Source organism: Streptomyces sp. NBC_01717 (assembly GCF_036248255.1).
GTDB lineage: Bacteria > Actinomycetota > Actinomycetes > Streptomycetales > Streptomycetaceae > Streptomyces.
Map to the genome: position 1 here is coordinate 3,469,567 of NZ_CP109178.1, position 13,094 is coordinate 3,482,660.

General features: G+C 70.7%; 12 protein-coding genes. 4 read left to right on the top strand and 8 right to left on the bottom strand.

Annotation, left to right across the window (positions count from 1 at the left end; genetic code table 11):
* The first annotated feature begins 78 nt into the window (after nucleotides 1-78).
* The gene (locus tag OHB49_RS15570; protein WP_030969784.1) at nucleotides 79-1,053 is read left to right on the top strand and encodes a GlxA family transcriptional regulator; all 975 of its coding nucleotides are present in this window, start codon (nucleotides 79-81) and stop codon (nucleotides 1,051-1,053) included.
* A gap of 98 nt (nucleotides 1,054-1,151) precedes the next feature.
* On the top strand, nucleotides 1,152-3,065 hold the full coding sequence (locus OHB49_RS15575) for a family 20 glycosylhydrolase (RefSeq protein ID WP_443079659.1): 1,914 nt from the start codon (nucleotides 1,152-1,154) through the stop codon (nucleotides 3,063-3,065).
* Between the two features lie 193 nt (nucleotides 3,066-3,258).
* Here OHB49_RS15575 and def read toward each other — a convergent pair whose 3' ends face one another.
* The 8 genes from def to OHB49_RS15615 form a co-directional block, all read right to left on the bottom strand.
* A complete protein-coding gene (gene def, locus OHB49_RS15580) occupies nucleotides 3,259-3,897 on the bottom strand; it encodes a peptide deformylase (RefSeq protein ID WP_329160935.1) in 639 nt (212 codons plus the stop codon).
* A gap of 73 nt (nucleotides 3,898-3,970) precedes the next feature.
* On the bottom strand, nucleotides 3,971-4,963 hold the full coding sequence (locus OHB49_RS15585) for a tetratricopeptide repeat protein (RefSeq protein ID WP_030969778.1): 993 nt from the start codon (nucleotides 4,961-4,963) through the stop codon (nucleotides 3,971-3,973).
* A gap of 92 nt (nucleotides 4,964-5,055) precedes the next feature.
* Nucleotides 5,056-6,321 (bottom strand): HD-GYP domain-containing protein, encoded by a 1,266-nt coding sequence (locus OHB49_RS15590; RefSeq protein ID WP_443079526.1) that lies wholly within the window; start codon nucleotides 6,319-6,321, stop codon nucleotides 5,056-5,058.
* On the bottom strand, nucleotides 6,318-7,829 hold the full coding sequence (locus OHB49_RS15595) for an HD-GYP domain-containing protein (protein ID WP_329160936.1): 1,512 nt from the start codon (nucleotides 7,827-7,829) through the stop codon (nucleotides 6,318-6,320). Before OHB49_RS15595 ends, OHB49_RS15590 begins: the two co-directional genes overlap by 4 nt.
* Nucleotides 7,830-8,086: 257 nt before the next feature.
* On the bottom strand, nucleotides 8,087-8,404 hold the full coding sequence (rsrA, locus tag OHB49_RS15600) for a mycothiol system anti-sigma-R factor (RefSeq protein WP_329160937.1): 318 nt from the start codon (nucleotides 8,402-8,404) through the stop codon (nucleotides 8,087-8,089).
* On the bottom strand, nucleotides 8,401-9,057 hold the full coding sequence (locus tag OHB49_RS15605; RefSeq protein ID WP_030915605.1) for a sigma-70 family RNA polymerase sigma factor: 657 nt from the start codon (nucleotides 9,055-9,057) through the stop codon (nucleotides 8,401-8,403). Before OHB49_RS15605 ends, rsrA begins: the two co-directional genes overlap by 4 nt.
* 346 nt (nucleotides 9,058-9,403) lie before the next feature.
* Nucleotides 9,404-10,057, bottom strand: a complete 654-nt coding sequence (locus OHB49_RS15610) for an alpha/beta hydrolase family protein (RefSeq protein ID WP_329160938.1) — start codon at nucleotides 10,055-10,057, stop codon at nucleotides 9,404-9,406.
* A gap of 17 nt (nucleotides 10,058-10,074) precedes the next feature.
* Nucleotides 10,075-10,890 carry an SOS response-associated peptidase gene (locus OHB49_RS15615; protein ID WP_329160940.1) on the bottom strand — a complete coding sequence of 272 codons (816 nt, stop codon included), beginning with the start codon at nucleotides 10,888-10,890 and terminating at the stop codon, nucleotides 10,075-10,077.
* 53 nt (nucleotides 10,891-10,943) lie between these two features.
* On the opposite strand from OHB49_RS15615, the gene OHB49_RS15620 reads away from it, so the two are divergent.
* Together OHB49_RS15620 and aroA are read left to right on the top strand one after the other, a co-directional pair.
* Nucleotides 10,944-11,657, top strand: coding sequence for a M50 family metallopeptidase (locus tag OHB49_RS15620; RefSeq protein WP_030969767.1), 714 nt, complete (start codon nucleotides 10,944-10,946; stop codon nucleotides 11,655-11,657).
* A 117-nt stretch (nucleotides 11,658-11,774) separates the two neighbouring features.
* Nucleotides 11,775-13,091 carry a 3-phosphoshikimate 1-carboxyvinyltransferase gene (gene aroA / locus OHB49_RS15625; protein WP_030969766.1) on the top strand — a complete coding sequence of 439 codons (1,317 nt, stop codon included), beginning with the start codon at nucleotides 11,775-11,777 and terminating at the stop codon, nucleotides 13,089-13,091.
* Nucleotides 13,092-13,094: the final 3 nt, after the last annotated feature.

Below are 13,094 nucleotides of genomic sequence, written 5' to 3' on the forward strand. Positions count from 1 at the left end.
TCTACTGTCGTCTGTGCGGCCGCATTCCGGCAGTGGCAGGACTGCCACACAGCATCGAATTACTGCCACACTGATGGCATGCTGAAGAATGTCGCCGCTCTCCTGCTGGACGAGGTCCACCCCTTCGAACTCGGCGTGCTGTGCGAGGTGTTCGGCCTCGACCGCAGCGACGAGGGTCTGCCGGTCCACGATTTCGCGGTGGTCTCCGCGGAAGGCCCGGTGCTGCGGACCCATGCCGGGTTCACCATCAGCACTCCGCACGGACTCGACCGGCTGGAGGAGGCCGACCTCGTCGCCGTACCGGCCGGCAGCCACTTCATGGACCGGGAGTACCCCGAGGAGGTCCTGGACGCCCTGCGCCGCGCGGTGGACCGCGGCGCGCGCGTGCTGAGCGTCTGCTCCGGTGCGTACGTCCTCGGCGCGGCCGGGCTGCTGGACGGCCGCCGCTGCACCACCCACTGGCGCCACTCCGCCGAGCTGGCCCGCCGCTTCCCGCGGGCCGTCGTCGAGCCCGATGTGCTGTACGTGGACGAGGGGCCGGTCATCACCTCGGCGGGCACCGCCGCCGGGATCGACGCCTGTCTGCATCTGGTCCGTCAGGCGCACGGCCCCGATGTCGCCAACGCCATCGCCCGCCGCATGGTGGTGCCGCCGCACCGGGACGGCGGCCAGGCGCAGTACATCAAGCGTCCGCTGCCGCGCACCGCCTGCGACACGGTCGGCGGGACGCTCGCCTGGATGGAGCGCCACCTGGACCAGGAGATGACCGTCGAGCAGCTCGCCGCCCAGGCGCACATGTCCCCGCGCACCTTCGCGCGCCGCTTCCAGCAGGAGACGGGCACCACCCCGTACCGCTGGCTGCTACGACAACGAGTTCTCCTGGCACAGCACTTGCTGGAGACCTCCGATGAAACGATGGATGGGATCGCCGGCCGTACTGGTTTCGGAAACGCCGCCGCGTTGCGCCATCAGTTCGTCAAGTCCCTCGGTACCACTCCGAATTCCTACCGCCGCACGTTCCGTGGCCCGATGTCCGTCCCCGAAGCCGCCTGATCCACATCGGACCTGACCTCCGATCATTCGTCCAACCATTTTCTGCATCAGTCCATGGACCACGGGCCCCGCTTCCCGCAAGGGTCGGGCGCATGGACATGCGGATGGCAAGACGAAGGACCATCGGAGCCGTGGTGACGGCGCTCGCCGCCGCGCTGCTGCCCTGGCAGAGCGCGGCGGCCGAGGGCGGCTCGGCCGCCGCGACCCCGCCCGAGGTGCTGCCCACGCTCCGCGAATGGCACGGCGGTCAGGGCGAGTTCACGCTCACCGATCGGGCGGGAATCGTGCTGGACGGAGTGCGGGACAGCCGTACGGCCGCCGACGCACGCCGATTCGCCGGCGAACTGAACGGCAAGGCGTCGGTGTCGCGGGGCCACGCGGCCCGCTCCGGGGACATCGTGCTGCGCCAGGACCCGTCCCAGAAGGGCCTGTTGGGCGCGGAAGGCTACCGGCTCACGGTCGGTACCCGCATCACTGTCACCGCCGCGACCTCCACCGGCGTGTTCTACGGCACCCGGACCGTCCTCCAGCTGCTGAACGACGACGGCCGCGCCGCGCGGGGTTCGGCGACCGACGTACCCGCGTACCGCGAGCGTGGAGTCGGGGTCTGCGCCTGCTACATCAACATATCGACACAGTGGTTCGAGCGGCTGATGAAGGACATGGCGTCGCAGAAGCTCAACCAGCTGTGGATCGAGGCCAAGGTCAAGAGCGACACCGACCCGGCGTCGGCGTTCTGGGGCTACTACACCAAGCCTCAGGTCCGCACGCTGGTCGCGATGGCCAGGAAGTACCACATCGAGCTCGTGCCCGAGATCAACTCCCCCGGCCACATGGACACCTACCTGGAGAACCACCCGGAGCTCCAGCTCAAGGACCAGAACGGCGTCGCCTCCCCGCCCCGGCTCGACATCTCCCGGCCCGAGGCCCTGGCGTACTACACCTCGATGGTCGACGAGGCGCTGAAGGTCTGGGACACCCGCTACTGGCACATGGGTGCCGACGAGTACATGATCGGCTCCTCCTACCCGGACTACCCCCAGCTGCAGGCCGCGGCGCGCGCGAAGTTCGGTGCGTCGGCCACCCCCGACGATCTCTTCACCGACTTCATCAACCAGGTCAACGCGCATGTGAAGGCGGACGGCAGGTCGCTGCGGATCTGGAACGACGGGCTCGTCGGCAAGAACGCCGTCGTCCCGCTGGACCGTGACATCACCGTCGAGCACTGGCTGGGCGGCGGCTCCATCCAGCAGCCGTCCTCGCTGCTCGCCGAGGGCCGGCCGGTCATGAACTCCGCCTACTCCCTCTACCTGGTGCGCGGCGGCTTCACGATGCAGACCCAGAAGCTGTACGAGAGTGACTGGACGCCGTTGAGCTTCGAGGGTCAGACGCTGACCCAGGGGGCGGCGAACCTCACCGGCGCGAAGATCAGCCTGTGGCCGGACAGCGCGGCGGCCGAAACGGAGAACGAGGTGGAGACGAAGGTCTTCATGCCCCTGCGCTTCGTGGCGCAGGCGACCTGGGGCGGTCCGAAGCCGAGCCCGACGTACGCCGGTTTCGAGACGCTCGCCCGGAAGATCGGTCACGCGCCGGGCTGGGAGAACACCGACCGCGCCCCGCTCGCCGACGGTACGTACCGGCTGACCACGGGTGCGAAGGCGCTGGCCCCCGCGGCGGGTGCGGGCGTGTCCCTGGTCAGGAACAGCGCGGCCTCCTGGGCGCTGACGGCGACCGCCGACGGGTACTACACGGTGCGGTCCACGGAGAACGGTCAGTGCCTGGACGCGGTGCGCGGCAAGAAGTATCTGGGCGCGCCGCTGGAGGTGGGGGCGGAACTGTCACTCGCGAACTGCTCGACGACCGCGCGTACCCAGCGCTGGCAGCTGGACACCGGGGCGGGTGCGCTGACGCTGCGCAACGCGATCTCGCAGCTGCATCTGACGGAGCGTGCGTCGGACGGCGCCGCGGTGCAGACGACGGGCGCGACCCGGCTGACGGCGCGCGCCGCCTGACGAGGTCCGGCTGAGGGCGCCATCCGCCCGATGCGACCCGGCTGACGGTGAAACCCGCCCGATGCCGCACCGAACGGGGCCCCGCCCGCCGGATCATCTGATCGCCGGCGCGTGGGGCCCTTCCATGTCCGGTGCCGGATGCCCCAATTGGGCGCCCACCGGACCGAACCTGCCCTCGGTGGAATCCGGAACGTCAGTCGTTCGGCACGATCTCGTAGCGCGGCGTGTTCTCCGCCATCTGCCTCAGCGCGTCCTTGCGGTCGCGCTTCGAGAGCCGGTCGATGTACAGGTAGCCGTACAGGTGGTCCGTCTCGTGCTGAAGGCAGCGCGCGAAGTAACCGTCGCCGCGGACCTTGATCGGGTTGCCCTTGGCGTCCTGTCCGCGCACCACCGCGTAGTCCGGGCGGGCCAGCGAGGCGTATGCCGTCGGGACGGAGAGGCAGCCCTCGTTGGAGTCGTCCAGGACGCGCTCCTCGGGCGGCAGCTCGTCCAGCACCGGGTTGCAGACGACGCCCACGTGCCGCACACCGTCGTCGTCCGGGCAGTCGTAGACGAAGACCTTGAGGTCCACACCGATCTGGTTGGCGGCCAGGCCCACGCCCTCAGCCGTCCGCTGGCTGGCGAACATGTCGTCGATCAGCTTGCCCAGCTCGTCGCCGAACTCGGTGACGTCCTTGCACTCCTTGTGGAGCACCGGGTTGCCCACGACCGTGATCGGCCGGGAGGTGCCACGCTCGCGGTACGCCGCCTCACGCGCCTCACAGTCCTCGGTGTCCACGACGAATCCCTCGTCGTCGACGCTGATCTGCTCGTCCGTCTCCTGCTGCGCCATGTCCGCCGCACGCCTTCCTCAAAACCCGAATCGATGCCCGTACAGCGTAACGGCCGGGCCGCGGACGCACGGCTCAGCAGACTTCTTCGAGATCCCGCCACTCACGGCTGTCCGGGCTGTCCGCCACCCAGCCGTCCAGCAGTCCGCGGACCAGCCCCGCCGGCGCCGCTATCCCGCACTCGCGCTCAGGCACCCACAGCTCACCGGCGGTCCGGTGGCCCAGCGGGCCCGGATGGCCGGGCTCGCTGTGGTCATGCGGATCGAGGTGCTCACCGTCGCCCTCGTCGCTCTCCATCCGGCTCTCCGAACAGGCCCGGCAGAGCAGCCGTACGGACGACGACCAGTCCTCGGCGGCGAACCCGGCGTCGGACGCCAGCTGCTCCAGGGCGTCCCGGTCGTCCTCCGTGGCCGCTTCGAGAAGCACCACCCAGGTGGGTACGGGGGACGGCGCCCACAGCTCGATCTCGTCGAACACGGGATACGAGGGGCCGGCCGCGGTCACCCGCTCGCCGTGCGGCACCCCGTCGTGCAGGACGACCTCGCCCCAGCGCCGCCCGGAGGACGGCAGCGGGATCGAAAGCACTTCCATCCGCGCCGGGTCCAGCCTGCGGCCCCAGACGACCTCGGCCTCGCCCTCGGGCGACAGCCGTACAGCCGCGCTGCCCAGCTCCATGCCGGCCGGCTCGCTGTTGGCCGCGGCGGTGTGCTGGCCGCTGCCGGGTACCTTCAGGCCGTAGGCCTGCCAGGCGCGACGGGCGAGCGGCCAGTCCTGCAGTGCGGTGGCGGCGATCCCGACGTTCCACCAGTCCGGGGCGCCGGACTCCTTGTCGAGCAGCGCCACGGCCCGTAGGCCGGCCGCCCTCGCCTGTTCCCAGTCGTGCCGGAACTTGTGCAGCAGCGCCAGGTTGAACCACGACTCGGAGAGCCAGGGCTCCAGGTCCGCCGCCCGTGTCAGCAGCGCGCCCGCATCCTCGTACCGGCCGTCGCCGATCAGCGTGAACGCGCGGTCCGTGGCCTGCCGCCAAGAGGCGGAGGGCCGATGCCGTACCTTCCCGAAGATCTTCACGATTCCCGCCTGTCCCGACTCGGACACCCTCGTTTTCCGGTCTTCTTCGCATCCAACCATGCCCAGCCGGACGCCCGCTCATTACCCATGGGTTACCCAGGCAGGACGGGGGTCAGACCGCCCCGGGCCAGCACGCGCGCGAGCGATTCCACGACCTCCGGCTGATAGTCGTGGCCGGTCCCGAGCCTGAGCTGTTCCAGTGCGTCGAGCGGCCCGCTGAGACCTTCCCCGCACAGGTCGTCGTATGCGTTGACAGCCCGGACTATCCGGGCGGGCAGCGGCTGCTCGCGATACGGGTCGGCCTGCCGCTCCACCACGACGGCGATCTCGGTGTCCACCCCGGTCTGCCGGACGACGGCGCCGCCCAGCAGCGCTATCCGGCGTTGCTCGGCGGCCGGCAGCGGGGCGGTCGCCCCGTCGGGCACCGGATCGACGAGGGAGAGCTGTCCGATGTCGTGCATCAGGGCCGCGTACTCCAGCACGGTCAGCTCGGCCCCGGAGAGCCCCAGCTCGCGGCCGACGGCCGTGCAGAGCACCGCCACTCTGCGGGCATGCCCGTGCGGGGTGTAGCCGGCGATCTCGGTGGACCGGGCGAGCGAGGTGATGGTCTGCCGGTAGGTGGTGCGCACCGCGACGAACCGGCGGAACGACACCTGCGTCAGCAGCAGCGGCACACAGAGCACGGGCAGCGCCCACAGGCCGGCGACAGAGACCCCCAGGGCCATCACCGCCCCGGTCGCGCAGACCGCCGAACCGATGCCCAGCAGAGCGCGCAGCTCGTCACGGAGCAGCGGCCCGTACGGGAAGGGGGTACCGGACCGCAGCAGCAGGGCGCCGAGCACCGCGTCGCACAGGGCGGTGAGCACGAGCAGTACCAGCAGGAAGAGCGCGAAGTACGGGCCGTCGCCGAACCAGACGGCTGACCGGCCGGAGTTGTGGAGCGGCTGGAAGCACACGGCGGCGAAGGAGACGATGACGATCCGCCGGGCCACCTGATCGGCGGTGGGCCCGCTGCCGCGTGCCACATGGGGCACGGCGGCGACGAGCTGCGCCGCGACGAGAACGGCGATGACCTGAAGGGCTCCGTGGCTGGTCGGCTCGCCGCCGCTGCGGCCGAGAAGCGCGTACGCGAGCGCTCCGGCGGCGCCGATCGGCGCGGGCTCCCGTTCACCGGGCAGCGCACCCCAGCGGGCCAGCTCACCGACGGTGATGAGCACACCGAAGGCGAGGGCGAGCCCGGGTTCGTGGAGACCGTGCCAGAGGGTGTGGGCGAGCCCGGCTACGGCGAGCGCACCGGCGGCGCCTCGGACGGCCAGGACGGCGGGGGGCAGCCGCGTCCGGCCCCGACCGCGACTCACCGGGTCCGGTCCACGGACGACTGCGCCCCAGGAGCGAGCCCGAACCCGTTGGTGGCCACCGCACGACCGCCGGCCGCATCGAGCCCGTCACCGGGCACCGCACGACCGGCAGCCGGTTCGGGCCCGTCAGGCGATCGCGGGCGAACCGGCCTCCGGACGGCCCCTGCCCCCGTCCCCTCCCCCACCCTTGGCACCGGCACCGTCTCGTCGGCCGTCACCACCGTCGACGCCGTCGACCACCCGTGCCGGTCCAGGCCTCGCGCCAGCGCCCGCACCATCTGTGGATCGAACTGCGTGCCCGCACACCGCTTCAGCTCCTCCACCGCCGCCGGCACCGGCCTCCCTCTCCGGTACGACCGTGTCGACGTCATCGCGTCGAACGCGTCGGCCACCGCGACGACCCTCGCGAACTCGGGGATCTCCCGCCCGCTGAGCCCGTACGGGTAGCCGCTGCCGTCGAGCCGCTCGTGGTGGTGCAGGATCGCCGCGCGCGCCTCGCCCAGGAAGCCGATGCCCCGGACGATCTCGTGCCCGTACTCCGGATGCAGTTCGATCACGCGCCGTTCCTCCGGGGTGAGCGGCCCGTCCTTGCGCAGCACCCGGGTCGGGACGCAGAGCTTGCCGACGTCGTGCAGGATCCCGGCGAAGCGGAGCACTTCGAGGCGGTCCTCGGCCATGCCGAGTTCCCTGGCGATCAGTACGGAGGCCCGCCCCACGCGCTCGCTGTGCCCGCGGGTGTACGTGTCCTTGATGTCGACGGCCTGCACGAGCGCCCTGATGGTGGCGCGGTGTGCGGCGTGCTCACGGTGGTACTGGGAGAAGATCCAGCAGGAGATGTACATCGGCAGCAGGACGAAGAGCGCGGACACCGGTCCGTACGAGCTGCGCCACAGCACGGCCATCATCAGCCCGGCGAGACCGTGCACCAGGTGCGGTCCGAGCGAGCGCGGCAGGAGCCCGCTCCAGGCGTGTCGCAGCGGCAGGCGTTCGGCCGTGGCCAGGATCGAGCCGTCCAGGGCGGTCAGGACGAGGCTGAAGGCCAGCGCGGCGGCGCAGGCGGGCAGCAGCGCGTACGGGAAGTCGGGCAGCCGTTCGGGACCCGGTCCGCCGAGCGTGGCGCCGCCGCCGAGCAGACCGTGGACGCACGACGCCGCCCAGACGGTGAGGGCGAGCTGGGCCGCCCGCCAGATGCGGCGGGCCGTGGCGGGCGCGTGCTCGACCCGGCCGACGAGCGAGCCGGGGATCGCGACCAGCGCGGCGGCTGCGGGCGGCAGCAGGAACGCGGCGGCGAGCAGCAGCGGGAAGAACGATCCGGCACTGATCGGCACGGAGCTGCCGAGGAGGCGGCAGCGGCCCGGAAGCTCGCAGGCCAGATAGAGCGCAGTGAGCAGTCCGACGGTGGTCCACGCGATCCCCGCACCGGGACGCAATGCGGGCAGCGCACAGAGCGTGGCACAGACCACTGCGGTCAGAATGTGCGCGCGCGCCGCTAACGGTGTGGCTCTCACCCGCCCCACCCGCCCCCCAACGATGGTCAATGGAGGCGCCAGGCTAGCGAGTTGGGCCCTTGATCGAGTGCCGATGTGCGTGATTAGCACGTTCGGGTGAGTTCGGGCGGTGTGTACGCCGTACCGGTGGTACGTGTGAGGGCGCGCTGCGACTGTCGCAGCGCGCCCTCACACGTACAGACGGAGGAGGGAGCTACGGGACGTACCACCGCTCAGCGGCTGCCGCCCGTCACTCTCCGGCCCTCACCTGCCGGCCGTCACTCGCTGGCGGCGGTCGGCAGCTGGGACTCGGACACCACGTCCTGATCCGGCACGGCCTGCCCCGAGCGGATCAGGTCGATCCGGCCCATCACCTTGGAGCGCAGATCGGTCGGCACGTCGTCATGACCGCAGCAGCGCTTCACCAGCTTCTTCACAGCCTGCTCCAGGCCGTACTTCTCCAGGCACGGGGAGCACTCCTCGAAGTGCACCTCGAACTTGGTGCAGTCGCTGTCGGGCATCTCATGGTCGAGGAACTCGTAGAGATGATCGAGGACCTCTGAGCAGTCTGTCTCGTGCGGCTCTCCGCAGCTCATGAGCCCGAGCCTTTCCGATCGTCCGACTCTCCGGCACCGGCCGGGACGAGCCCGCGGTCACGGGCGTAGTCCTCCAGCATGCCGCGCAGTTGGCGGCGGCCCCGGTGCAGTCGGGACATCACCGTACCGATGGGAGTCCCCATGATGTCCGCGATCTCCTTGTAGGCAAAGCCCTCTACATCCGCAAGATAAACCGCGATGCGGAACTCTTCGGGAATCGCCTGCAGTGCGGACTTCACATCCGAGTCCGGAAGATGGTCGAGAGCCTGCGACTCGGCGGAGCGCAGACCTGTCGACATGTGCGACTCGGCGCGCGCCAGCTGCCAGTCCTCGATCTCCTCGGCGGCGCTGCGCTGAGGCTCTCGCTGCTTCTTGCGGTACGAATTGATGAAGGTGTTCGTGAGGATGCGGTACATCCATGCCTTGAGGTTCGTACCCTCGCGGAACTGGTGGAAGGAGCCGTACGCCTTCGCATACGTCTCCTGGACCAGGTCCTCGGCGTCCGCGGGGTTGCGCGTCATGCGCAGCGCGGCCGAGTACATCTGGTCGAGGAAACCGAGGGCGTCCCGCTCGAAGCGCGCGTTGCGCTCGGCGGTCGTCTCCTCCGCGCGGCCGTCGTCGGTCCCTGTGTCGGTACCGGTGACCGGACCCACCTCCTCCAACGCTGTGGCGGATCCGAAACCGGACCCGCTCGAATCGGAGAATAGTCGACCTTGCTTCGACGCGGGCTGTCGATCCGATCCGCTCAGTGCCCGCTCGGGAGCGGTCTTCGCCGCGTGCAGCACCGTCCACTCCAGGTCAGCGGCGTTCGAGCGGCGCGGGCAGATGGTCGAACCCATGCGACGGACTCCCTCTCCACATACGACGTTGATGTACCGATGTCCGCAACAACAGTGGCCCCCTACTCAACATTCCCGGGGCTGTGGCCGGTCTCCGCGAGGGTGATCCGATCCACCCGAAAGGAGGCGTGCCCGGTGTGCGAGGGGGACGGGCCGGGTGTTACGGGAGCCGGTCCAGCCAGGCGGTGACGGCGGCGGTGAGGATCTCCATCGCCTGATCCTGGGTCAGGTCGGCCTTCTTCGGGACGGCGAACCCGTGGTCCCCGTACGGCACCTCGGTGATCTCATACTCCCCCCTGGGGAATTCGGCGGGCCGTCCGAACGGGTCGTGGCCGCCCTGCACGACGAGCGTGGGCACACCCGAGCCGAGCAGCTCGTCCTTGCGGGACTTCTCCGGCTTGCCCGGCGGATGCAGCGGGAAACTGAGCGCGAGGACCGCGTGGGCGCCGAGCTCGGTCGCCGTCCGGCAGGCCACCCGGGCACCGGCGCTGCGTCCCGCAGCGACGACCGGGAGCCCTGGGGCGGTGAGCGCGGGCCACAGGCCGCGCCAGCCGGTGTCCAGGGTCTTCGGGGCGGGTGCGAGTTTCTTCCCTGCGACCCGCCACGGCTGCTCCACCAGGGCGACGCTCACTCCGTGGGCGGGCAGCGCGGCGGCGAGTGCCTGGAGGTCACGGGCCTCGATGCCGCCGCCGGCGCCGTGACCGGCGGCGAGCACCAGGCGCGGCTTCTTCGCGGGCAGCCAGGTGATCCGGGCCGACCCGGCGTCGGTGTCGACCGTCTCGGTCGTCGTACGAGCTGTCTCTGTGGGACTCACGTACTCATCCTGCCCGGTCAGAAGAGTGTGCCGACCTCCGGCGCGGCCAGCTCCTCCAGCAGTTCGGGTCCGTTGTTGCGGACGTTGCTGACGGCGGTGGCCACCGGGTAGGCCCGCATCAGTCCGCCGGGCGGTGGTGCGAGCAGTGCCCGAAGTCCCTCGATGTCCGTGTGCGAGGGGTCCAGCCAGGCGTCCCAGCGGTCCGGGGTGAGCATCAGCGGCATCCGGGGGTGGATGTCGGCGAGCGCCGCCGGGCCCTCGGCGGGGGCGACGGCGAGCGGGGTGGTCTCCGCCTCGGTGGTGATCACGGAGCAGGTCACCCACCAGGCCTGCGGGTGGTCGTCGGGCAGGGTGCGGTCGCGCCAGAACTCGTACAGTCCGGCCATCGCGAAGACCGATCCGTCCGCGGGCGTCACGAAGTACGGCTGCTTGCGGGGGCGCTTCTTCCTCCCCTGCTCCTCCAGCTGCCGCTCGTCGGTACCGGTGACCCACTCGTAGTAGCCGTCCGCAGGCAGGATGCAGCGCCGTGAGACGAAGGGGCGGCGGAACGACGGCTTCTCGTGGACCGTCTCCGCCCGGGCGTTGATCATCCGGGCGCCGCCCTCCGGCGACTTGGCCCAGGAGGGCACGAGTCCCCATTTCAGTGCGCGCAGCTGGCGAACCGGACGTTGATCATCCGCGTCTTTCACCGGGCGTTCCAGTACGGCGTAGACCTCCTTGGTCGGCGCCACGTTGTAGTCGGGCTCCAGCGCCTCCGCCGGTTCCCACTTCTCGACGCCGAAGAGTCCGGTCAGATCCTCGGGCCGCCGACTCGCTGCATACCGTCCGCACATAAGTGCCAGACTGCCACGACCCACCGGCACGACCGCAAGGAGCCGCCCGCACCATGGACAGCACCGATCTCGGCGATCTGTGGGATCGCATATTCGGCACCCAGCCCGCACCCGAGCAGTGGCTGGTGGTCGTGACGGCCACGGTCGCGCTCATCGCCGTCGTGCCGAACGTCCTGTGGCGGGTCTCCCGCAACACGATCACCATCGCGCACGAGGGCGGCCACGGGCTGGTCGCTCTGGTCACCGGGCGCAAGCTGCAGGGCATCCGGCTGCACTCGGACACCAGCGGGCTGACCGTCAGCCGTGGCAGGCCCACCGGTATCGGCATGATCCTCACCGCGGCGGCGGGCTACACCGCGCCGCCGCTGCTGGGACTGGGCGGCGCGTGGCTGCTCAGCAGCGGCAGGATCACGCTGTTGCTGTGGGTGGCGACCGCCCTGCTCGCCGTGATGCTGGTGATGATCCGCAATGTGTACGGGGCGCTCACGGTGATCTTCACCGGCTCGGCCTTCCTGCTGGTGTCCTGGCTCGCCTCGCCCGACGTGCAGTCGCTGTTCGCATACACCGCGGTGTGGTTCCTGCTGCTCGGCGGTGTGCGTCCGGCGTTCGAGCTCCAGTCGAAGCGCCGCCGCGGCGGCGCACCGGACTCGGACGCGGACCAGCTGTCCCGGCTCACGGACGTCCCGGCCGCGCTGTGGCTCTTCCTCTTCCACGCGGTGTCGCTCTGCTCACTGATCGGCGGAGGCCGCTGGCTGCTCGGCCTGTGAGGGGCGGCGGCGTCCGGCCCCGGGTTCGTTGCGGTCGGTACCACGCTTGTATTACGCCCCGGTTTCCGCCTGTTTGATCAAGATCCGGGTTTGCGGTGAGCCACTAAAGTGAGGGCCATGACCGAAAGTTCCGTGCACCCTGCCCTCTGGCCCGCCCCCCATGCGAGCGGAGCCGTCGACGCCACCGTCACCGTGCCCGGATCGAAATCGGTCACCAACCGGGCGCTGGTCCTCGCCGCCCTCGCCGCCGAGCCGGGCTGGCTGCGCCGCCCGCTGCGCTCCCGCGACACCCTGCTGATGGCGCAGGCGCTGCGCGCGATGGGTGTGGGCATCGAGGAGGGTGTCGGCCCGGACGGCTCAGGGGAGGCGTGGCGGGTCATCCCGGCCGGGCTGCACGGCCCCACCACGATCGACGTCGGCAACGCCGGAACGGTCATGCGCTTCCTGCCGCCGGTCGCCACCCTCGCCGACGGGCCGATCCACTTCGACGGCGACGCGCGTTCGTACGAGCGGCCGCTGAACGGTGTGATCGACGCGCTGCGGGTGCTCGGCGCCAGGATCGACGACGACGGGCGCGGCTCGCTGCCGATGACCGTGCACGGCGGCGGTGCGCTGGACGGCGGCCCGGTGGCGATCGACGCGTCCTCGTCCTCCCAGTTCGTCTCGGCGCTGCTGCTGTCGGCGCCGCGTTTCAACCAGGGCGTGGAGGTGCGTCACACCGGCTCCCGGCTCCCGTCGATGCCGCACATCCGGATGACGGTCGACATGCTGCGGGTCGTCGGCGCCCAGGTCGACGAGCCGGAGACGGGCGGCGAGCCGAACGTCTGGAGGGTCTCCCCGTCGGCGCTTCTCGGCCGTGATCTGACGGTCGAGCCGGACCTCTCCAACGCGCAGCCGTTCCTGGCCGCGGCACTGGTCACCGGTGGCCGGATCACGATCCCCGACTGGCCGCTGCGCACCACCCAGCCCGGTGACGCGCTGCGCGAGATCTTCACCGCGATGGGCGGCAACTGCGAGCTGACCGAGCGCGGTCTCACGTTCACCGGTTCGGGGCGCATCCACGGCATCGACGTCGACCTCGGCGAGGTCGGCGAACTCACCCCGGGCATCGCGGCGGTCGCGGCCCTCGCCGACTCCCCTTCCACGCTCAGCGGTGTCGCCCATCTGCGACTGCACGAGACGGACCGGCTGGCCGCGCTCACCAAGGAGATCAACGAGCTCGGCGGCCGCGTCACCGAGACCTCCGACGGGCTGTACATCGAGCCGCGCCCGCTGCACGGCGGTACCTTCCATACGTACGACGACCACCGGATGGCCACCGCGGGGTCGATCATCGGCCTCGCAGTCCCCGGAGTGGAGATCGAAAACGTGGCGACAACCGCCAAGACCCTGCCGGATTTCCCGCAGATGTGGACCCGAATGCTCGAGGTCTGAGTC